At 68.9% G+C, this 18,799-nt stretch carries 23 protein-coding genes; 14 read left to right on the top strand and 9 right to left on the bottom strand.

What is annotated here, in order from left to right; all coding sequences use genetic code 11:
- Both ACYQ77_RS38745 and ACYQ77_RS38740 read right to left on the bottom strand, forming a co-directional pair.
- Nucleotides 1-645 (bottom strand): transglycosylase family protein, encoded by a 645-nt coding sequence (locus ACYQ77_RS38745; RefSeq protein ID WP_459721201.1) that lies wholly within the window; start codon nucleotides 643-645, stop codon nucleotides 1-3.
- Between the two features lie 712 nt (nucleotides 646-1,357).
- Complete coding sequence (locus tag ACYQ77_RS38740) at nucleotides 1,358-1,612, bottom strand: MoaD/ThiS family protein (protein WP_459721149.1); 255 nt, start codon at nucleotides 1,610-1,612, stop codon at nucleotides 1,358-1,360.
- A 56-nt stretch (nucleotides 1,613-1,668) separates the two neighbouring features.
- Here ACYQ77_RS38740 and ACYQ77_RS38735 point away from each other — a divergent pair, with 56 nt between their 5' ends.
- The 6 genes from ACYQ77_RS38735 to ACYQ77_RS38710 all read left to right on the top strand — a co-directional run bounded on the left by ACYQ77_RS38735 (nucleotide 1,669) and on the right by ACYQ77_RS38710 (nucleotide 6,416).
- The gene (locus ACYQ77_RS38735; RefSeq protein WP_459721147.1) at nucleotides 1,669-2,061 is read left to right on the top strand and encodes a TOBE domain-containing protein; all 393 of its coding nucleotides are present in this window, start codon (nucleotides 1,669-1,671) and stop codon (nucleotides 2,059-2,061) included.
- 11 nt (nucleotides 2,062-2,072) lie between these two features.
- Nucleotides 2,073-2,843, top strand: coding sequence for a molybdate ABC transporter substrate-binding protein (gene modA / locus ACYQ77_RS38730; protein ID WP_459721144.1), 771 nt, complete (start codon nucleotides 2,073-2,075; stop codon nucleotides 2,841-2,843).
- Nucleotides 2,840-3,652 (top strand): ABC transporter permease, encoded by an 813-nt coding sequence (locus tag ACYQ77_RS38725; protein ID WP_459721141.1) that lies wholly within the window; start codon nucleotides 2,840-2,842, stop codon nucleotides 3,650-3,652. The genes modA and ACYQ77_RS38725 overlap by 4 nt, the downstream gene beginning before the upstream one ends.
- Nucleotides 3,649-4,761 carry a sulfate/molybdate ABC transporter ATP-binding protein gene (locus ACYQ77_RS38720; RefSeq protein ID WP_459721138.1) on the top strand — a complete coding sequence of 371 codons (1,113 nt, stop codon included), beginning with the start codon at nucleotides 3,649-3,651 and terminating at the stop codon, nucleotides 4,759-4,761. Before ACYQ77_RS38725 ends, ACYQ77_RS38720 begins: the two co-directional genes overlap by 4 nt.
- Nucleotides 4,731-5,525, top strand: a complete 795-nt coding sequence (locus ACYQ77_RS38715; RefSeq protein ID WP_459721135.1) for an HAD-IIA family hydrolase — start codon at nucleotides 4,731-4,733, stop codon at nucleotides 5,523-5,525. The genes ACYQ77_RS38720 and ACYQ77_RS38715 overlap by 31 nt, the downstream gene beginning before the upstream one ends.
- A 63-nt stretch (nucleotides 5,526-5,588) precedes the next feature.
- Entirely contained in the window at nucleotides 5,589-6,416 is an 828-nt protein-coding gene (locus ACYQ77_RS38710) for a metallophosphoesterase family protein (RefSeq protein WP_459721133.1), read from the top strand.
- On the opposite strand, the gene ACYQ77_RS38705 is transcribed toward ACYQ77_RS38710, so the two are convergent.
- The 3 genes from ACYQ77_RS38705 to ACYQ77_RS38695 form a co-directional block, all read right to left on the bottom strand.
- A complete protein-coding gene (locus ACYQ77_RS38705) occupies nucleotides 6,384-7,184 on the bottom strand; it encodes a hypothetical protein (protein WP_459721132.1) in 801 nt (266 codons plus the stop codon). The genes ACYQ77_RS38710 and ACYQ77_RS38705 overlap by 33 nt on opposite strands.
- Before the next feature lie 212 nt (nucleotides 7,185-7,396).
- On the bottom strand, nucleotides 7,397-9,607 hold the full coding sequence (locus ACYQ77_RS38700; protein ID WP_459721130.1) for a hypothetical protein: 2,211 nt from the start codon (nucleotides 9,605-9,607) through the stop codon (nucleotides 7,397-7,399).
- Nucleotides 9,608-9,698: 91 nt separating this feature from the next.
- Nucleotides 9,699-10,001, bottom strand: a complete 303-nt coding sequence (locus ACYQ77_RS38695) for an STAS domain-containing protein (protein WP_459721127.1) — start codon at nucleotides 9,999-10,001, stop codon at nucleotides 9,699-9,701.
- A gap of 109 nt (nucleotides 10,002-10,110) precedes the next feature.
- Between ACYQ77_RS38695 and ACYQ77_RS38690 the strand changes: the two genes are divergently transcribed.
- Both ACYQ77_RS38690 and ACYQ77_RS38685 read left to right on the top strand, forming a co-directional pair.
- Complete coding sequence (locus ACYQ77_RS38690) at nucleotides 10,111-11,766, top strand: AMP-binding protein (protein ID WP_459721124.1); 1,656 nt, start codon at nucleotides 10,111-10,113, stop codon at nucleotides 11,764-11,766.
- 108 nt (nucleotides 11,767-11,874) lie between these two features.
- On the top strand, nucleotides 11,875-12,525 hold the full coding sequence (locus ACYQ77_RS38685) for a hypothetical protein (protein WP_459721121.1): 651 nt from the start codon (nucleotides 11,875-11,877) through the stop codon (nucleotides 12,523-12,525).
- Here ACYQ77_RS38685 and ACYQ77_RS38680 read toward each other — a convergent pair.
- The gene (locus ACYQ77_RS38680) at nucleotides 12,519-12,710 is read right to left on the bottom strand and encodes a hypothetical protein (RefSeq protein ID WP_459721119.1); all 192 of its coding nucleotides are present in this window, start codon (nucleotides 12,708-12,710) and stop codon (nucleotides 12,519-12,521) included. The genes ACYQ77_RS38685 and ACYQ77_RS38680 overlap by 7 nt on opposite strands.
- Nucleotides 12,711-12,828: 118 nt before the next feature.
- On the opposite strand from ACYQ77_RS38680, the gene ACYQ77_RS38675 reads away from it, so the two are divergent.
- From ACYQ77_RS38675 to ACYQ77_RS38650, 6 genes are all read left to right on the top strand, one after another.
- On the top strand, nucleotides 12,829-13,659 hold the full coding sequence (locus tag ACYQ77_RS38675) for a helix-turn-helix domain-containing protein (protein WP_459721116.1): 831 nt from the start codon (nucleotides 12,829-12,831) through the stop codon (nucleotides 13,657-13,659).
- Nucleotides 13,656-13,820, top strand: coding sequence for a DUF397 domain-containing protein (locus tag ACYQ77_RS38670; RefSeq protein ID WP_459721113.1), 165 nt, complete (start codon nucleotides 13,656-13,658; stop codon nucleotides 13,818-13,820). Before ACYQ77_RS38675 ends, ACYQ77_RS38670 begins: the two co-directional genes overlap by 4 nt.
- A 28-nt stretch (nucleotides 13,821-13,848) precedes the next feature.
- Entirely contained in the window at nucleotides 13,849-14,058 is a 210-nt protein-coding gene (locus ACYQ77_RS38665; RefSeq protein WP_459721111.1) for a DUF397 domain-containing protein, read from the top strand.
- A gap of 11 nt (nucleotides 14,059-14,069) precedes the next feature.
- Complete coding sequence (locus ACYQ77_RS38660) at nucleotides 14,070-14,612, top strand: 3'-5' exonuclease (protein ID WP_459721108.1); 543 nt, start codon at nucleotides 14,070-14,072, stop codon at nucleotides 14,610-14,612.
- A 44-nt stretch (nucleotides 14,613-14,656) separates the two neighbouring features.
- The gene (locus ACYQ77_RS38655) at nucleotides 14,657-15,043 is read left to right on the top strand and encodes a VOC family protein (protein ID WP_459721105.1); all 387 of its coding nucleotides are present in this window, start codon (nucleotides 14,657-14,659) and stop codon (nucleotides 15,041-15,043) included.
- Nucleotides 15,044-15,138: 95 nt separating this feature from the next.
- Entirely contained in the window at nucleotides 15,139-15,525 is a 387-nt protein-coding gene (locus ACYQ77_RS38650; protein WP_396107838.1) for a cold-shock protein, read from the top strand.
- On the opposite strand, the gene ACYQ77_RS38645 is transcribed toward ACYQ77_RS38650, so the two are convergent.
- The 3 genes from ACYQ77_RS38645 to ACYQ77_RS38635 form a co-directional block, all read right to left on the bottom strand.
- Nucleotides 15,522-15,995 carry a DUF2771 family protein gene (locus ACYQ77_RS38645; protein WP_459721102.1) on the bottom strand — a complete coding sequence of 158 codons (474 nt, stop codon included), beginning with the start codon at nucleotides 15,993-15,995 and terminating at the stop codon, nucleotides 15,522-15,524. The genes ACYQ77_RS38650 and ACYQ77_RS38645 overlap by 4 nt on opposite strands.
- A gap of 9 nt (nucleotides 15,996-16,004) precedes the next feature.
- A complete protein-coding gene (locus ACYQ77_RS38640) occupies nucleotides 16,005-17,903 on the bottom strand; it encodes an MFS transporter (RefSeq protein ID WP_459721099.1) in 1,899 nt (632 codons plus the stop codon).
- 67 nt (nucleotides 17,904-17,970) lie between these two features.
- Nucleotides 17,971-18,747, bottom strand: a complete 777-nt coding sequence (locus tag ACYQ77_RS38635; protein ID WP_459721096.1) for a glutaminyl-peptide cyclotransferase — start codon at nucleotides 18,745-18,747, stop codon at nucleotides 17,971-17,973.
- Between the last annotated feature and the right edge of the window lie 52 nt (nucleotides 18,748-18,799).

Raw genomic sequence — 18,799 nt, 5'->3', positions numbered from 1 at the left:
TTACTTGGTGGCGATCTTCTGACCGGGGACGATCAGGTTGGGGTCGCCGATGAACTGCTTGTTCTTCTGGTACAGCGCCTGCCAGCCGCCGGCCACCTTCTTCTCGGTGGCGATCTTCGACAGGGAGTCGCCCGCGACGACGGTGTAGTCGCCCTTCGGGTTGGACTTGACCAGGATCGGACGCGCCGGCGCGGACTGGACCGGGGCCTCCTCCTGCTGCTGCTGCTGGGTCTGCTCGACCGGCGCGCTCTGCTGCTGCTGCGGGGCGGCACCGCCGCCACCGCCGCTGGCGCCCGCACGAGCGCCGCACACCGGCCATGCGCCGATGCCCTGCGTCTGCAGCACGTTGTTCGCGACCCGGATCTGCTCCTCACGCGACGCGTTCGCCGGGTTGCCGGACCCGCCGTTGGCCTCCCACGTGCTCTGGGTGAACTGCAGACCACCGTAGTAACCGTTGCCGGTGTTGATGCTCCAGTTACCGCCGCTCTCGCACTGCGCGATCGCGTCCCAGTTGACGGGGTCGGCAGACGCGAAAGCGGGTGCCACCGCCAGTGGCGCACCGACCGCGACGCCGGCAACGACGACGCGAGCGATGGTGCGACGAACGGAGGTGGACGGCTTGCGGTGAATGCCTCGATACGCCATTTCTGTCTCTGCCCCTGCGTCTGCCAAAGGGCCGGTAAGACCCTGTGTCCCGATCCGGAGGCTTTCTTTCACTCGGGGGATATCTCCTTCGTGCCCGCCGGATCGGGATGACGCTCCGGGCACTCGGGTCCTGCCGGTTGGTCGGGGCCAACCAGAGAGCGACGGTACGTATCCAAAAGCGAGTTGCAAAATTGTAAGGCATGTGACCGTCGTCACAGTAACACTATTCGGGGTATCGCGATGGGGTGTGTAACCGCAGGTCAGAGCCATGTTTTGGGCCGTTATAACCCCGTGATTGCACCTCAACAATTCACTCTGGCTGAGGGTTGGGTCACGTTGCGGAAGCAGGCGTGAAGGGTACGGCGACTGCACGCTGAATTCACTCCGTTACCTGGCGCAAAGCCCTGCGCAATCCCAGGTTGAAATGATCTCGGGGAAAGAAGGGCAGTAAGGGGCGCAAGTGCGCCGATGTCGCCGCCCGTGGTCGGGCGGTAACGGCCCTTGTCGATCAGTCTGATCGTGCCTCAGGTCACCAATCGCCGCATCTTTTCGCGCCAGTCCGGGGGTGTGGAGCGGTTTGAACTGGCGATTCCGCCACTTGGCGGGTGCGGCGACGTGCGAAAACGGGCGCGCACGGGCCAAGCGTTCAGCTCGGGGGCGCGGTTCCCGGGGAGGTGTCGCCGTGTCGAGGCGGGTGGCGCTGACCTGCTGGTCAGCCGCCTGCGAACGGAGGGAGGACGTCCACTTCCGAGTTGTCCGGGAGGGGGGTCGACAGGTCCCGGACCGCCACGCCGTCCAGCAGGAAGCTGCAGGCCGTCAGCACGCGGGTGAGTTTCTCGCCGTGTCGCGTGCCCAGGTCGCTCACCAGGGCCTGCACGGTGGCGTCTTCCGGCACGGACACGGTCTCCTCGGAGAGGCCGACCGCGCCTCGGGCACCCGCGAAGTAGCGCACTCGGACGGTGGTCACACCTCAAGGTTAGCCGCGCCTGGGACTTCCGCGTTTGCGGCTATATCCTCCTTCTCATGCCGCAGTTTCGGATGTCCGAAGCAGCTCGACTGCTCGGGGTCAGCGACGACACGGTTCGCCGGTGGGTGGACGGGGGGCAGCTGACCGCCGGGGTCGACTCCGCCGGGCGGAAAGTCGTCGACGGGGCCGCGCTGGCCGCGTTCGCGCGGGACAACGCCGCCGACGTGCACGACCCGACGAGCGTGGGGCGGTCCGCGCGCAACCGGTTCGTCGGGCTGGTCACCCACGTCGTCGCCGACACCGTGATGGCGCAGGTCGAGATCCAGTGCGGGCCCTACCGGGTCGTGTCGCTGATGAGTGCGGAGGCGGTGCGCGAGCTGGCGCTCGAGCCCGGCTCGCTGGCCGTCGCGGTGGTCAAGGCGACCTCCGTCGCCGTCGAGGTCCCCTGAGGAGAGGTTTCATGCGCAAGCTGGGTGCGGCCGTCGTGGCCGTTGGGCTCCTGGTGGCCGGGTGCTCGTCGTCCGGCGCGGGGGCTTCCGGCGAGACGGGGACGGAGGCGCGGACGTTGACCGTGCTCGCCGCCGCCTCGCTCACCGACTCGTTCACCGCGCTGGAGAAGAAGTTCGAGGCCGACCACCCCGGTGTCGACGTGAAGATCAGCTTCGCCGGCTCGTCGGCGCTGGTGCAGCAGATCACCAACGGCGCGCCGGCCGACGTGTTCGCCTCCGCCGACGAGAAGAACATGGCGAAGGTGACCGACGCCGGGCTGGCCGACGGGACACCCGAGGTCTTCGCGACCAACCGGCTCACCATCGCCGTGCCGCCGGACAACCCCGCGGGCATCGCCTCCTTCGCTGACCTCGCCAAGGACGGTGTCGTCGTGGTCGTGTGCGCACCGCAGGTGCCGTGCGGCGCCGCGACCGAGAAGGTCGAGCAGGCCGCCGGCGTGACGATCAGGCCGGTCAGCGAGGAGCAGGACGTCAAGTCCGTGCTCAACAAGGTCCAGACCGGTGAGGCGGACGCCGGCCTCGTCTACGTCACCGACGTGAACTCCGCCGGCGACAAGGTCAAGGGCATCGCCTTCCCCGAGTCGGAGGATGCGGTCAACTCCTACCCGATCACCGTGCTCAAGGACGCGCCGCGGGCGGACCTCGCCAAGGAGTTCGTCGACCTGGTCACGGGCGACGTGGGCAAGGCCGAGCTGGAGAAGGTCGGGTTCGTCGTCCCGTGACCAGCAGCACCGGCAGGAGGCGGACGAGCACGGCGGTCCCGGCGCTGCTCTGGGTGCCGGCGTGCCTGGCGCTGGCGCTGGTGGTGCTGCCGATCGTCGGGCTCGTCACCCGCACCGATCTCGCGGAGTTCCCCGCCCTGGTGACCTCCCCGTCCGCGCTGGCCGCTCTGGAGCTGTCGTTGCGGACGGCGGCAGCGTCGACGGTCCTGTGCCTGCTGCTCGGTGGTCCGCTGGCGGTCGTGCTGGCCCGAGCGCACGTGCCCGGCATCCGCCTGATGCGGGCGGTCGTGCTGCTGCCGCTGGTGCTGCCGCCCGTCGTCGGCGGGCTCGCGTTGCTGTACCTGTTGGGGCGCAACGGTTTCGCCGGCCAGTTCTTCGACTTCCTGTTCGGCTGGCGCATCCCGTTCACCACCGCCGCCGTGGTGATCGCGCAGACGTTCGTCGCGATGCCGTTCCTCGTCGTGGCACTGGAAGGCGCGCTGCGCACCGCGGGGGAGCGGTACGAGACGGTCGCCGCGACCCTCGGTGCGCGGCCCTGGACGGTGTTCCGGCGTGTCACCGTGCCCCTGCTGCTGCCCGCGCTCGGGTCCGGGCTCGTGCTGTCGTTCGCCCGTGCGCTCGGCGAGTTCGGCGCCACCATCACCTTCGCAGGCTCGCTCGAGGGGGTGACCAGGACCTTGCCGCTCGAGGTCTACACGCTCGGCGAGACCGATGTGGACGGTGCGGTCGCCCTCTCGTTGCTGCTCGTCGTCGTCGCCGTCGTGGTCATCGCCGTGGCCCGCCCCCGGGCCGTGGAGGGCCGCCTGTGATCGACGTCGACGTCACCGTCGTCCGCGGCGAGTTCCGCCTCGAGGTCGCCTTCACCGCGGCACCCGGCGAGGTGGTCGCCGTCCTCGGGCCCAACGGCGCGGGCAAGTCCACGCTGCTGGACGTGCTCGCCGGGCTGCTGAGGCCCGACCGAGGCCACCTCGCCGTCAACGGCAGGACACTTGTCGACAAATCTACTTTCGTGCGGCCGTACGACCGGCGGGTCGGGCTTCTCTCGCAGGACCCGCTGCTGTTCCCGCACCTGACCGCGCTCGGCAACGTCGCGTTCGGGCCCCGAGCGCTCGGTGAGAAACGCGCGGCGGCGGAGGAGAAAGCCCGGACCCTGTTGACCGAAGTGGACGCCGCGTCGCTCGCGGACCGTCGTCCTCGGGCCATGTCCGGCGGGCAGCAGCAGCGCGTCGCGCTCGCCAGGGCCCTCGCCACCGACCCCGCGCTGCTGCTGCTCGACGAGCCCTTCGCCGCCCTCGACGTCGATGCCGCGCCCGCCCTGCGCGGCCTGGTCCGTCGCGTGCTGCGTGCCAACCCGGACACCCAGGTCGTGCTCGTCACCCACGACCCGCTGGACGCGCTCGTGCTCGCCGACCGGGTGCTGGTCCTCGACCAGGGTCGCATCGTCGAACAGGGCGCGGTGAAGACCGTCCTCTCCGCACCGCGCACCCCGTTCGCCGCCCGCATCGCCGGGCTCGACCTGATCGCGGGGATCGCCACCGCCGACGGCCTCGTCACCGCCGATGGCACCCCGGTCGCGGGCGCCCACAGCGAGGACGTCGTCGAGGGGGAACCGGCCGTCGCCGTGTTCCGCCCGGCGGCGGTCGCCGTCCACATCGAGCGCCCGCAAGGCAGTCCCCGCAACGTCTTCCCCGCGACGGTCGGCGCACTCGAACCACGTGGCGACGTCGTCCGCGTGCGTGCCGTCGGCGACGGTCCCGCCGACGGGCTCACCGCCGACCTCACCCCGGCCGCCGTCGCGGACCTCGCCCTGGCCCCCGGCGACCAGGTGTTCCTCGCGGTGAAGGCGGCCGAGGTGGATGTTCACGGCGTTGCCGCGACAATGGACGCATGGCCGAACCGCGCAAGTGGACCTACCTGATGGACATGGACGGGGTGCTGGTGCACGAGGAGCACCTCATCCCGGGGGCGGACAAACTGATCGAGGAGCTGCGCGCCAAGGGCAACCAGTTCCTCGTGCTCACCAACAACTCCATCTACACCCCGCGTGACCTGCGGGCACGCCTGCACCGCACCGGCCTCGACGTGCCGGAGGAGTCGATCTGGACCTCCGCGCTGGCCACCGCGAAGTTCCTCGACTCGCAGCGCCCGGACGGTTCGGCGTTCGTCATCGGCGAGGCCGGCCTGACCACCGCGCTGCACGAGATCGGCTACGTGCTCACCGACCGCGACCCCGACTACGTCGTGCTCGGCGAGACCCGCACGTACAGCTTCACGTCGATCACCACGGCGATCCGGCTGATCGAGCAGGGCGCCCGGTTCATCGCCACCAACCCGGACGCGACCGGCCCGTCGCGCGAGGGCTCCCTGCCCGCCACCGGCTCGGTCGCGGCGCTGATCGAGAAGGCCACCGGCCACGCGCCGTACTTCGTCGGCAAGCCGAACCCGTTGATGATGCGGTCCGCGCTGAACACCCTCGGCGCGCACTCGGAGTCCACCCTCATGATCGGCGACCGCCTGGACACCGACGTCCGGTCCGGGCTCGAAGCCGGTTTGCGCACGATTCTCGTGCTCACCGGCATTTCGAACCCGGAAACGGCCGAGCGATTTCCCTACCGGCCCAGCAGGGTCATCGACTCGGTCGCTGACCTGGTCGGGAACGTCGACGACCCGTTCCCGGCCTGAGCGCCGCGGCAACTTTTTGCCGACTGAGAAGCGGGCGAAATCGGCCTGGCATATTGTCGCGGTGTGCAGGAAGAAGGACCGTCGACCTACGTGGTCGGTGACGTGCACGGGCATCTCGACGAGTTGCTCGCCGCACTCGCCGACGCCGGGTTGATCGACGACGAGGCGAACTGGTCCGGCGGCGAGGACCACCTGTGGTTCCTCGGTGACTTCGTGGACCGGGGTCCCGACGGCATCGGCGTGATCGACCTGGTCATGCGCCTGTCCGAGGAGGCCGCCGACGCGGGCGGCCAGGTGCAGGCCCTGCTCGGCAACCACGAGATCCTCCTGCTCGGCATGCACCGCTTCGGCGAGACGGAGGTCCCGTCGGACTTCGGCCCGCGCAGTTTCGCCCGCAGCTGGGAGATGAACGGCGGCCAGCTCACCGACCAGGAGGCGGTCACCGACGAGCACATCGAGTGGCTGACCTCCCGCCCCGCGGTCGAGCTGGTCGGCGACCACCTGCTGATGCACTCCGACACCCTCGAGTACCTGGTGTGGGGCGCGGACATCGAGGAGATCAACGAGAACATCCAGGACGTCCTGGACTCCGACGACATCGTGGAGTGGTGGGAGGTGTGGCGGCGGCTGACCACACGCCACGCGTTCCGCGGGCCGAACGGAGCCGATGTCGCGACCCGGCTGCTGACCGTGCTGGGCGGGGAGCAGGTCGTGCACGGGCACTCGGTGATCGCGGACCAGCTGGGCATCGCCCCGGCCATGGTCGACAGCCCCTACGAGTACGCCGGTGGCAAGGCGCTCGGGGTGGACGGTGGCGTCTTCGTCGGCGGGCCGTGCCTCGTGGTCAAGCTGCCGTGGTCACCGCCCGAGTTCGGTGACGAGACTCCGTAGCCAGCTCTCCCGGCGGGCGGGTTCCCCGTCGGTGGCACGGGCGAGCGCCCGCCGCCCTTCGCGGCCGCGCCCGTACCGGACGAGAGCGACGGCTTCGGCGAGGGCTTGCCTGGTCCGGTCGCCCCTGTCCGGGCCGTCGTCGTCCGCGTACCAGGCCTCGGGCCGGAACGACCTGGTCAGCTTCGTCTGGTGGTCGCCGAAGTAGGTCCAGACGAGGTAGAGCAGCGACACGTTCTGGACCGCGCGGGCCGGCAGCCGCGCGGTCCACTCGGCGTGCTGGTGCCAGCGCCAGGTGTTGGGGCTCGTCTTCCCCTGGACGGTGACGCCGACGAACCGCAGCTGCCGGCGGATCACGTCCCATGGTGCGCGAGAATCCACTGTCCAGTTGTCAAGCAGCGAGAAGAGTTCGCCGAACGTGCTGCCCCGGAACACCACGTCCACGAAGGTCACCGCTTCGCGGGCGAGGGTCGCCGGGGTGATGCCGTGCTCGGTCAGCACCTCGCGGGCCCTGGGGACGTGCGCCTGGGTGAACCCGGCGAACGACAGCGGCAGGCGTGTCACCCGGTCCGGTAGGGCGCCGCTGAGCAGGTCGAACATCGAGTCCAGCGAGCGGCCGACGAACACCAGCCGCGCGTCACCGCCGCGGGCGAGCACCTTTCCGGCGCAGGTCACCAGATCGTCGCGGAACCACAGGGAGGGTTCTGCGACGTCGTCGAGGAGTGACCCGAGCTGGTCGGGGGTCACGAGGTCCCAGCGGAACGGCGGCATGGGCGCATTGTGTCGGTTCGGTGTGGTCACGGCGGACGCATTTTCGATCCCTCCTGACGTGGGCGTTCTTCGAGCTGGTTTCGAACATACGCGCTACGAGGGTGATCCGCCGCGGTTGCGCGGCACGAATCCGAGCGAATGGGACTTTCGCTCGGGTTTTTGCCGAAAGGGCAGGTCAGGCGAGGTTGAGCAGGTCGTTCAAGCCTGTGAGGTCAATCGTTCTCCCCGAGGTCGGCGGCAGACCGCACTGACTGCACGAGTTGCCACGCCGTCTGCGGATCGACGGCGAGGTGTGCGCGTGCACGGGCGAGCGAGTCGAGATTCCTCAGTCCATCCTTGCTCAGCGTGTTGACGAACACCTCTCGAACAGTCACGCAGAAGAGCAGGAAGCATGCGCTCTGCCAGCGGATTCGTTGAAGCTCATTGGTCGCTCCTGCCGGTGCGAGCCGGTGAGCCAGTGCCAGCTGGTCGACTGAGGGTTCGGTCATGGTCATCAGGTCGCTCAGATAGGACGACAGCTCCGGGGCGTCCTCGAACCGCTGGGCAGCCGCGGCGAAGGCATGAGCCTTGCGGGCCAGCTCCCGGTCGAGCATGGTCGTGGTCACGTGTGCCAGATCGGCGCACTTGTCGTCACGGACGATGTCGACCAGTTCGTTCGTCGCGCGCTGCAACTCCCGTGGGAGGCCACCTGACAGGCAGTGAAGCAGGTAAGTGAACTGATCCGGAACAGCCAGCAACCGCCGCGACAGCCAGCGTTTGCTCTCCGAGAGGGTGAAGTTCTCCAGCCGGATCATGTGGGTGAACGCGCTGTCGAACGCGTCGCGGACTGGGATGCCGCGCCGCTCGAACGCAACAATGGCATCTTCCGACACCGAGACCAGGAACAGGCAGCCTGGAACGCCGAAGATCCCTTTGACTTCGTTGACGAACTCGTGCACCTGCTCCGGATCCGTGATCTTGTCAAGCTCGTCGATGGCGATGACGAGCCGTCCCGCGACCCCGGTTCTGACCAGTGTGGTCGCGCACCGCTGCGCAAACCGCCGGAAGTTGTCGACCACCTCCGGATGCGTGAGCGTCTGCTCGGCTAGTTGAGTTGATCGGTTCAAGCCGAGGTCGGCGCCGTATGGCAGGCCGATCTTCCCGGACCAGCCACTCGTGAACGTCTGCAGAAACCGGATGCGGTGCAGTTCGTCGTACGCCTCCGTGCGCAGCGTCGTCAGCCGCCAATCTCCCGGCTCGTCGAGGAAGCGGTGGATCTCGCGGACGACGACGAACGCGAAGATGGCGACGACTTGGACGAAGACGCCGAAGAGGGCAAAAGCCACGGTGAACCGCAGGGTGTCGAAGAACGCCAGTGGTACTGGATCCGGCCAGGCGGCGCCCGACTTGGGTGGGCTGTCTGGCCGGTCCCAGAACATGGACGAGAAGTCCGGGTACGAGGGATCCCACAACCCACGCGCCATGATGAGAAGGAAGATGATGAGCCCAGCGACGATGAGCCATGGCTTGAACCACTGCCACCGGATCCGCCACCTCTTGTTGTCCTCGGGTGGGAGACGTAAGTACCCGTTCAACAGCGCGATGACTCGGCGGCACAGCGCTGCGTGCAGGTGTAGCACGAAATCGCGCGGTTCGTAACGGGATGGTGCGGCCGTCACCACTGCGAGCGGCGGTGGTTCATCAGCGTCGCTGAACATGCCGTCCGCGATAGCGCGGATCGTTGTCGTCTTGCCCACGCCCCTGGGGCCTGCGAGAGCGACTGCGTCGGACGCAGAACTCTGGGCGAGTCTCTGTAGTTGCTGCCCGGCGGGGGTGACGATCGTCGTCGGCTCGACGGCACCGCCGATGAGGCCGGTCTGGTCGACTGGCAACTCTGTGCCGTACCGCACCAGGCCGTGTTCAGCGAGGTATTGCCGTACCTCTGCCAGGACGATGTCCCGGAGCAGATTCGGTGCGCGGTGTGGTTCCCGAATCGCCTGGACCGCTCGTCGCGCCACGACCACGTCTTTCCTGGCAAGTCGAACGGCCACAGCAACTGTGGCGCCCAGGCCCACCAAGCCGAACACCTGGTGGTGGACCGGCATCCGGGGATAGGCCATCAACAGCACCGCAAGGTACGCGCCGACAAGCGCCAGTCCGTACAGCGCACCTACGCCTGGTCGCAGCCGAGGGAACCGTGCGTCGGCCACCTCCTCGAAGAGCCTCAGTCGGATTGGCCACCGCTGCGCTGTACGAAACCGGGCGAACAGGCCATTTCGGTCGCTGATCTCTCGTGCCGCCTCCGGGGCAGGTACGCCCAATGTGCGCAGAGCGTCGGCGATCTCGGGATCCGACAGGGCTTGCGCAATTAGGGAGGCGAGCTCTCGCCGGTCCTCGACCCATCGGCTGCCGTTCACCGAGTCGAGTGGTTCGTAGTCTTCCACGTGCTCCACCTGGTCCGGGGATACGTGATCGTGCCCTGGGCAAGCGCGAAGGCAGCCGTCTTTCGGTCGAATGCCCTCGAATGGAGCAGGGTCAGGCCAGGTTGAGCAGCAGGTCCAGGCCCGTGATGTTGAGCATCCGCGCGATGTGGTCCGGGAGGTCGGTCAGCGTGAGGCGCGCTTCCCTGGCCGTGGCCAGGCGGTGGGCCTTCACCAGGGTGGACAGGCCGGTCGAGTCCAGTACCGAGATCTCGCCGAGGTCGACGCTCAGCTCCGTGCCGGGGCTCGCCGCGTTGATGAGTTCCGTCAGCTCGGCACGCAGCGCGGGCGCGGTCTGGACGTCCACCGCGCCCGCCAGGCGCACGTTCGACCCGTGCACGGTGATGGCGAGGCTCATCGTGCCTTCCATCTTTGTCGACAGCGGCGAACCTGTGTTGACGAACGTTGAGCGAGACGTGACGCGGATGTAGACATACCGTGGTGCCAGTCGTTCCCGGGAGGCTCACATGACCACGCCAGCGGTGCCGAGCTACGTGTCCGGTACGTCCGAGAAGCCGCTGCTCGGCGACACGATCGGTGACAACCTCGACCGCGCCGTCGCGGCCTGGCCGGACCGGGAGGCGCTGGTCGAGCACTCGACCGGGCGCCGCTGGACGTACCGGCAGTTCGCCGACGAGGTCAACGCCGTCGCGCTCGGGCTGGTGGACCTCGGCGTCGACAAGGGCGACCGGGTCGGGATCTGGGCGCCGAACTGTGCCGAGTGGACGTTCACGCAGTACGCGACCGCCAAGATCGGCGCCATCCTGGTCAACATCAACCCCGCCTACCGGGTGCACGAGCTGAAGTACGTGCTCAACCAGGCCGGCATCCGCACGCTCGTCGCCGCGCCGAGCTTCAAGACTTCCGACTACGCGGCCATGATCGACGAAGTGCGCGGCGAGTGCCCCGACCTGCAGGACGTGCTGCTCATCGGGCGGGAGGAGTGGACCTCACTGGTCGCCATCGGGCGGGGCGGGTCGGTCGCGCACCTCACCGAGCTGCAGGCCCGGCTGTCCGCGGACGACCCGATCAACATCCAGTACACCTCCGGGACCACCGGGTTCCCGAAGGGCGCGACCCTGTCGCACCACAACATCCTCAACAACGGCTACTTCGTCGGCGAGATGTGCTCCTACACCGAACAGGACCGCATCTGCATCGTCCCGCCGCTGTACCACTGCTTCGGCATGGTCATGGGCAACCTCGCCGCCACCTCCCACGGCGCCTGCATGGTCTACCCCGGGCCGGGCTTCGAGCCGAAGCTCACCCTCGAAGCGGTGGCCGCCGAGCGGTGCACCTCGCTGTACGGGGTGCCGACCATGTTCATCGCCGAGCTGGCCGAGCCCGGTTTCGAGTCGTACGACCTGTCATCGCTGCGGACCGGGATCATGGCGGGCTCGCCGTGCCCGGTCGAGGTGATGAAGCAGGTCATCGAGCGGATGGGTATGGCGGAGGTGACCATCGCCTACGGCATGACCGAGACGTCGCCGGTCTCCACGCAGACCCGCAAGGACGACTCGCTCGACCGCCGTGTGTCCACTGTGGGCAGGGTGCTGCCGCACCTCGAGGTGAAGGTCGTCGACCCGGAGACCGGCCTGACCGTGCCGCGCGGCACGCCAGGTGAGCTGTGCACCCGCGGCTACTCGGTGATGCTGGGCTACTGGGAGCAGCCGGACAAGACGGCCGAGGCCATCGACAAGGCGCGCTGGATGCACACCGGCGACCTCGCGGTGATGGACGACGAGGGCTACCTCAACATCACCGGCCGCATCAAGGACATGGTCATCCGCGGCGGCGAGAACGTGTACCCGCGCGAGATCGAGGAGTTCCTCTACACGCACCCGGACATCCTCGACGCCCAGGTCATCGGCGTGCCGGACGAGAAGTACGGCGAGGAGCTGATGGCGTGGGTCCGCATGCGGGAAGGCGCGGAGCCGCTGACCGTCGAGGCCCTCCGCGAGTTCTGCACCGGAAAACTCGCGCACTACAAGATCCCCCGATACGTGCGGGTGGTCGACGAGTTCCCGATGACCGTCACGGGAAAGATCCGCAAGGTGGAGATGCGCGAGGTTTCCGTCGAGCTGCTCGGGCTGCAGAAGGCGGCGTCCGCGAAGCACGCGTGATCCAGGTCACATCGCACAACGCGGCCTGATCCGCCGCGTCTCCTTTGCTGTGGGAGGGCCGCGAGGAATTCCTCGCGGCCGGTTGCGATTAATTCTGGGGAGAATCACGTGTTCAATTTCGTTGCGTCCGCGCTTGCCCTGTCGGCGACGGTTTTCGGGTTGGCGGGGCAGGTGCATTCGGGCGAGCGGCAGGCCGTGACCGCCGACGCCGACGTTCAGACCGTGTACGCGGACCTCAACGGTGACGGGCGGATGGACCGGGTGACGCTGCGGACCGTCGACGGCAACATGGACGAGCAGGTCCTGACCGCCAGGGTCGGCGGCAAGCGGCTGACCGCGACGGTGTCGTCGAGCCTGATCGCCGGCACGCAGCCGATGCGGGTCGTGGACGTCGACGCGGACGGCCGCGACGAGGTGGTCGTGACGGAGATGGTCGGCGCCAACACCGACCACTACGGCGTGTGGGGCCTGCACGGCACAGCGTTGACGCCGGTCAAGCTCGCCGACGGCACGCCGCTGCGGCTCATGGAGGGCGGCGGCCTCGCCGCGATCGTCCGCTACGGCTGCGTGGACGACCACGACGGCCGTCAGCTGATCCAGGTCAGCGGTCAGGCGGTCGACCTCGACTACACGCGCTACGAGGGGGAGTACGTCGCGTACGTGGTCGACGGGGGCGTCGCCACCGAGGTCGCGCGGGTGCCGGTGAGCGGCCCGCGGGACACCCCGGGCTTCCAGGCGGACCCGGCGCTCTGTCACTGACGTTCCGACATCGCCGCCTGCGCGACATCGACGAAGTCGCGCAGCGCGGCGGTGTGGAACACGAACTCCAGCCCGTCGGCCGTGGCACCGAACTGGAACTCGATCTCGTCGCCGTTGACGCGGTACGAGATCGAGCACCCGGGCTTGATGGAAACCCATGAGCTGACGTGCACCTCCTGGCTCATTTACACTCCCGCGTCATAATTTCGTCGTTTCCGTGCCGGTTTTCTTTTCCTGATTTCCGAACGGTAGTTTCGTGCCTGGCAGGAAGCCGGAAATTGCGATTGCGGAAAGGGCTGGGACATGGGTGGGGAGCGGAAAGCGCCGCGGGCGCGGGACCGGATCATCGGGGCGCGTTTGCGGGCGGTCAGGAAAGAGCAGACGGAGCTTTCGCTCGAGGAGGCGGCGAAGCTGGCGCAGTGGTCGCCGAGCACGATGTCGCGGATCGAGACCGGGAAGCGGCACATCTCGCCGGAGGACGTGGCGACCATCTCGACGATCTACAAGTTGCCGCTGGCGCAACGGGTGGAGCTGGTCGAGTCGGCTCGCGCGGGGCACGGGTCGGGGTGGTGGGACCTGCCGCTGCCCGGGGTGCCCATGGACATGGGGGCCATCGCCAGCTACGAGGCGGAGGCCATCCGGCTGACGGACTGGTCGGTGAACCTGGTCCCCGGGCTGCTGCAGACCTACCGCTACGCGGTCGGTCTGATGCGATCAGGCGGGGTGGCGGCGGAGGTCATCGAGGCGCGTTGGATGGCTCGGCTGCGCAGACAGCAGATCCTCGGCACGGTCGACTACGTCGCCTACATCGGCGAGGCCGCCTTGCGGACTCCCTTCGGCGGGCCCGAGGCGCTGCGCGAGCAGCTGCGGCACCTGATGGGGGCGCGGGACCGGGGAATCGGGGTCCGGATCGTGCGGGAGCACCAGCCCCACTCGCTGGTGCTCCACTCCTGGCGGCTCATGGAGTTCGCGAACACCAGCCCGGTCGTCAACGTGGAGGCCAGGAACGGCAGCCTTTATCTGCACGACGAGATTGCCGAGACATATCTCGAGCTGGTTGGCAAGCTGGAGAGGATCGCGCTGTCCACACCTGCGAGCGTGGCGATGCTGCGGCAGGTTCTCGAGGAGGTATGAGCATGTGGCGTAGGTCCTCGCGGTCTGGGGAGACCGGCAACTGCGTCGAGTTACGTGGCGATCTGGCTGCGATCAGGGACAGCAAGTCGCCGGGGACGGTGCTCGCCGTTCCTGCGGGGGCGGCGCGAAAACTGGTCGGCTTCCTGCGGGCCCGTCCCTAGACTCACGCGACCTGCCGACGCGGGTCTCATGCGGTCCTTCCGTGCGGGCCACGGACAAGATCCACGAGGAGTTGCGGTGAGCTGGCGGAAGTCATCCCGGTCGGGGCCGACCGGCAACTGTGTCGAACTGCGTGGCGATCTGGCTGCGATCAGGGACAGCAAGTCGCCGGGGACGGTCCTTGCCGTTCCTGCGGGGGCGGCGCGAAAACTGGTCGGCTTCCTGCGGGCCCGTCCCTAGACTCACGCGATGTGAGTTTGATCAACATCGTCGACGTGGAGGCGACCTGCTGGGACGGGCAGCCGCCGCCCGGGCAGGTGAGCGAGATCATCGAGATCGGCCTCACCGTCGTCGACCTCGCCGGGGGCACACGGCTCGGCAAGCACCGCGTGCTGGTGCGCCCGCAACGGTCGAGGGTGAGTGCGTTCTGCACCGACCTGACCTCGTTGACGCAGGAGGAAGTGGACTCGGGCGTCACGTTCGCCGAGGCCTGCCGGCTGCTGGCCACGGAACACGAGAGCAACCGGCGGCCGTGGGCCAGCTGGGGCGACTACGACCGCAACCAGTTCACCCGCCAGTGCAAGCACACCGGCACCGAATACCCGTTCAGCGCCGGCCACACCAACGCCAAGCTCCGCTTCACCGAGGCGCACGGCCTGCGCAAACGTCCCGGCATGGCACAGGCCCTGGAGATCGCGGGCCTGCCGCTGGAAGGCCGTCACCACCGGGGTGATGACGACTCGTGGAACATCGCCGCGCTGGTCCTCCACCTGCGGAGCAGGAACGCCTGGTGACACCTGGTCACCACGCTTCCCAAGCCCCTGAGCAGGGGCGCAGCATGAAATCCATGCTCACGAAATCAGCCACCACGACCATGCTCCCCGTTTCCGACATGGACCGCGCCGCTCGCTTCTACGGCGAGACCCTCGGCCTGGAAGCACGCGACACCACGCCTGACGGCGCTCGCGTGTTCGCCGCCGGTGGCGACGCGATCGGCCTGCTCCCCGCCGAGCCCGGCGCGCAGAGCGGTCACACCGTCCTCAGCTTCGAGGTCGACGACATCGAAGCCGAGATCCACGACCTGGAGGGCCGCGGCGTCACGTTCGCCGACTACGACCTGCCCGATCTGAAGACCGTCAACCACATCGCCGAGATGGGCGGCGAGCGCGCCGCCTGGTTCGCTGACAGCGAAGGCAACATCCTCTGCATCCATCAGCGGGCATAACCGGCTACCCCCTCCGCCACAAAGTGGCCTAGGCTGGAATGACGCGTCCTGGGTACGCCCTGGGGCGCGTTCATTTGTGTGTGGAGGTGACCGTTGTGCCGACCGGAAAGGTCAAGTGGTACGACTCGGAGAAGGGCTTCGGGTTCGTCACACAGGACGGGGGCGAAGACGTCTACGTCCGTTCTTCCGCCCTGCCGGCCGGGGTGCCCGGCCTGAAAGCCGGTCAACGCATCGAGTTCGGCGTCGCCGACGGTCGTCGGGGTCCGCAGGCACTGTCCGTGCGGCTGCTCGACCCACCGCCGTCGGTCGCCGAGGCACGGCGCCGCCCGGCCGAGGAACTGCACGGCCTCGTCGAGGACATGATCAAGCTGCTCGAGGCGAAGGTCCAGCCGGACCTGCGCCGCGGCCGCTACCCCGACCGCAAGATGACCAAGCGCATCGCGGACGTCGTCCGCGCTGTCGCGCGCGAGCTGGATCCCTAACCCGTCACCTGCAGCGACCACGCTGTCCTGGTCACGGCCTCCGGGCCGGCATCGCCCTGAACAAGAACACCACCGGCCTGCTTGACCTCCACGGTCTGCAGCTGGTCGCCCGCGCCCGGCGGGAGCGCCTCGAACGAGGTCTCCTTGCCGGGCGCGAACGTGGCGACCGTGACCGGGGCCCTCTGCTCACCCGCCGCGGTCTTGTACTGGATCACCACTGACCACGGCGTGTCGGCGACGTCCTTGGGGACGGTCACCTTCACCGGTGTGCCAGGGGGCACCGGGAGCTTGAGCATGGCGGTGTTGTCGCGCTTGCAGTTCTCGACCTTCACGTCGCAGTACAGGAACGGCTTCGCGGTCGTCTTCTTGCCCGCGATGAGGAAGTCGATCGTCGGCGGCGGTGGCTCCGCTTCGGGCGCGGACGTGCAGCCCGCGAGCACCAGCACCACCAGGACCAGCAGCTTGCGCACGCCGTGAGCCTACGTGCGGTCCTTCGGCGGAGGCGGCGGCCCCTCCGAGAACGCCGCCTGCTGCGGTCCCGTCGCCGTCCGCCACGGTCGCACCGGGCGCTCGCCGCCGAACCACGGCAACAGGGACTGGCCCTTGCGCGTCAGCATGGTCTGGACCAGGCCGAACGCCAGCAGCAGCGAGATCACGAGGAAGCCCAGCCAGAACGTCGGCGGCAGCAGCACACCCAGCGCGCCACCGAACACCCACGCCAGCTGCAGCACGGTCTCCGACCGGCCGAACGCGGACGCGCGGGACTCCTCCGGCAGGTCGTCCTGGATGACCGCGTCGAGGCTGTTCTTCGCCAGCGCACTGGCCGTCGCGCCGACGAGACCGACGATCGCGGCCGTCGCGATGCCCTCCATCAGCATCGCGACCACCGTCGCCGCCAGGCTGCCGCCGATGCAGGCGAGCACGATCTGGTCGGGATGACCGAGGTGCAGACGCGCGCCGACGCCGTTGCCGATGAAGCTGCCCGCGCCGGCCGCACCCGCGATGACACCGAGCAGGAGCAGCTGCTTGAACGGCTCACCCTCGGTCTGCGCACGTACCGCGAACGCCGAGAACATCATGAGGAAGCCGGTGAGCACGCGGATGGTCGCGTTGCCGGAGAGGGCCACGACGACGTTGCGGCCCATGGGTTGTCGTCTCGGCTTCTCCGGGTGGGCCGACAGGGAGGCCGGAACCTCGCCCTCCGTCACCTCGACCCAGGCCGGGATCCGCATGGCCTGCGCCGCGCCGACCACGCAGATGATCGCGGTGAACCACAGCGCGCCCGCCGAGTCGAACAGCTGCAGCACGAGCGTGGCGACCGCGCCGAACGCCGCACCGCCGATCAGGCCGAACGTGGTGAGGCGCGCGTTGGTCTTGGCGAGCGTGATGTCCGGCGGCACCACCCTCGGGGTGACCGCCGCCTTGAGCACCGTGAACGACTTGGACAGCACCATCTTCGCGAGCGCCGCCGGGTACAGTAGCCAGCCGTCGAAGTTCGTGGCCATCACCAGGCAGGCCAGGGCCTGACCCACCGACGTGAGGCACATGGCGAGGCGGCGGCCGCGCTGGATGCGGTCCAGCATGGGGCCGATCACCGGCGCGACCAGCGCGAACGGCGCGATCGTGATCAACAGGTAGAGCGCGACCTTGCCCTTGGACGAGTCGGCGCTCGCCGCGGAGAAGAACAGGGTGTTGGCGAGGGCGACGGCCATGGCGGCGTCGCTCGCGTAGTTGAGCATCGTCGCGTAGGTGAGCGCGGTGAGGCCGGACTTGTCGGCGCCGTCGGCGTTCACCGCCCTCTTGAAGGCAGCGGCCGCGTTGCTCGTCAGCTGCTTGCCGCGGAGCGCGGCGACACGGGTGACCGTCAGCTTCTTCGGGTAGCCCGGGGCTGCCGCGGACGGCGGCGCCACGGCCGTCGGCTGTGGCCCGGGTGGCGGCTGCTCACGGGGAACCGGCTGGTCAGCGGCGTAGCCGTCGGGGCCGTACGTCTCGGGCGGGCTGCCGTCGTAGTCGTAGTCCATCGGCCGCGTCGGCGGCGTGGGCGGCAGCACGCGACGCGGAGGCGGCACGTCCCGCCAGTCGCGGCGCGCCGGCGGGGGTGGTGGTTCGCGGCGGACCGGACGCGTCTTGCGCAGGTCCTCCGGCGGCGGCGGGTAGTGGGCCGGGGCCGGGATCGCGCTGGTCAGCGGCTCCTGACGGGGCTGGTCGTGGCGCGGCGGCGGTTCGTAGGCACGCGTCGGCTGCGGTGGCTGCGGGTGCGGCTGCCAGCTCGGCGCCTGCTGCTTGGTCCAGCTGCGGCGACGCTTCTTACCGGAGCCGCGACCTCGGCCGCCCTGCTCCTGCGCGTCTCCCGAACCGGAACGAATCACACCGTCCATCCTGCCGTACTCGTGGGCTCATCACAGACAAGACGGAACCACCCGCGCAGGGGATCCCACTACCAGGTTACGTACCCGGGGTGACAAACCTCACCCGGAACATCGAGGGCCACAACTTTCCCGTGACCAGGAACTCGTCGGTGCCGGGGACGGCGGCGATGCCGTTGAGGACGTCGGTGCCCGCGCGGTCCTCCTCCGGCAGCAGTCCGGAGAGGTCGACCTCCGCCGTGACCTGGCCCGTCCCGGGGTCGATGCGGACGATCCGGTCGGTCTGCCAGACGTTCGCGTAGACCTGGCCGTCCACGCACTCCAGCTCGTTGAGGTTGGTCAGCGGTTGGTCGTCCGTGTCGCGGACGCGGACCTCGCCCCGCGCCGCGAACGTCCGCACGTCGCGGAAGGTGAGGCGGTCGGTGCCGTCGCTCATGACCAGGCGGTCGCCGTCGTGGCACAGACCCCAGCCCTCGCCGTCGTAGGGGACGCGGGCCTCCTCGGCGAGCGTGGCCCGGTCGCGGCGGATCGCGACACCGTCCTGCCAGGTGATCTGCCAGATCGTGTCGCCCGCGACCGTGATGCCCTCGCCGAACAGGTCGGCGGGCAGGTCGACCTTCTTCTCGACCGCGCCGGTCTCGGGGTCGACCGTGCGGATGCTCGACTCGCCCTCGAGGCCGGTGCCCTCGTAGAGGACGCCGTCGACCAGCTCCAGGCCCTGGGTGAAGGCCTGCGGGTCGTGCGGGATCGTCGCCAGGACGTCGACCTCCAGCGTGCCGTCGGCCGGTGCCGCCGGTGTCTCGGCGGAGCAGCCTGCGACGAGGAGAACGCCTGCGACGGCGAGTACGGCCCGCACGTAGCCAAGCCTTGCACGACCGGCGTCGGGCGCGATCGGGCGGTGGGGCACA

Source organism: Actinophytocola sp. KF-1, from assembly GCF_054661535.1.
This window is presented reverse-complemented; position numbering and strand designations above follow the sequence as displayed.

What these genes read in the sequence shown, in the direction of transcription:
- ACYQ77_RS38745 (WP_459721201.1), bottom strand. Translation starts at nt 645, where the DNA reads ATGGCGTATCGAGGCATTCACCGCAAGCCGTCCACCTCCGTTCGTCGC.
- ACYQ77_RS38735 (WP_459721147.1), top strand. Translation starts at nt 1,669, where the DNA reads ATGCCGCAGTTTCGGATGTCCGAAGCAGCTCGACTGCTCGGGGTCAGC.
- modA (WP_459721144.1), top strand. Translation starts at nt 2,073, where the DNA reads ATGCGCAAGCTGGGTGCGGCCGTCGTGGCCGTTGGGCTCCTGGTGGCC.
- ACYQ77_RS38715 (WP_459721135.1), top strand. Translation starts at nt 4,731, where the DNA reads ATGGCCGAACCGCGCAAGTGGACCTACCTGATGGACATGGACGGGGTG.
- ACYQ77_RS38705 (WP_459721132.1), bottom strand. Translation starts at nt 7,184, where the DNA reads ATGCCGCCGTTCCGCTGGGACCTCGTGACCCCCGACCAGCTCGGGTCA.
- ACYQ77_RS38695 (WP_459721127.1), bottom strand. Translation starts at nt 10,001, where the DNA reads ATGAGCCTCGCCATCACCGTGCACGGGTCGAACGTGCGCCTGGCGGGC.
- ACYQ77_RS38690 (WP_459721124.1), top strand. Translation starts at nt 10,111, where the DNA reads ATGACCACGCCAGCGGTGCCGAGCTACGTGTCCGGTACGTCCGAGAAG.
- ACYQ77_RS38680 (WP_459721119.1), bottom strand. Translation starts at nt 12,710, where the DNA reads ATGAGCCAGGAGGTGCACGTCAGCTCATGGGTTTCCATCAAGCCCGGG.
- ACYQ77_RS38675 (WP_459721116.1), top strand. Translation starts at nt 12,829, where the DNA reads ATGGGTGGGGAGCGGAAAGCGCCGCGGGCGCGGGACCGGATCATCGGG.
- ACYQ77_RS38670 (WP_459721113.1), top strand. Translation starts at nt 13,656, where the DNA reads ATGAGCATGTGGCGTAGGTCCTCGCGGTCTGGGGAGACCGGCAACTGC.
- ACYQ77_RS38665 (WP_459721111.1), top strand. Translation starts at nt 13,849, where the DNA reads ATGCGGTCCTTCCGTGCGGGCCACGGACAAGATCCACGAGGAGTTGCG.
- ACYQ77_RS38655 (WP_459721105.1), top strand. Translation starts at nt 14,657, where the DNA reads ATGAAATCCATGCTCACGAAATCAGCCACCACGACCATGCTCCCCGTT.
- ACYQ77_RS38640 (WP_459721099.1), bottom strand. Translation starts at nt 17,903, where the DNA reads ATGGACGGTGTGATTCGTTCCGGTTCGGGAGACGCGCAGGAGCAGGGC.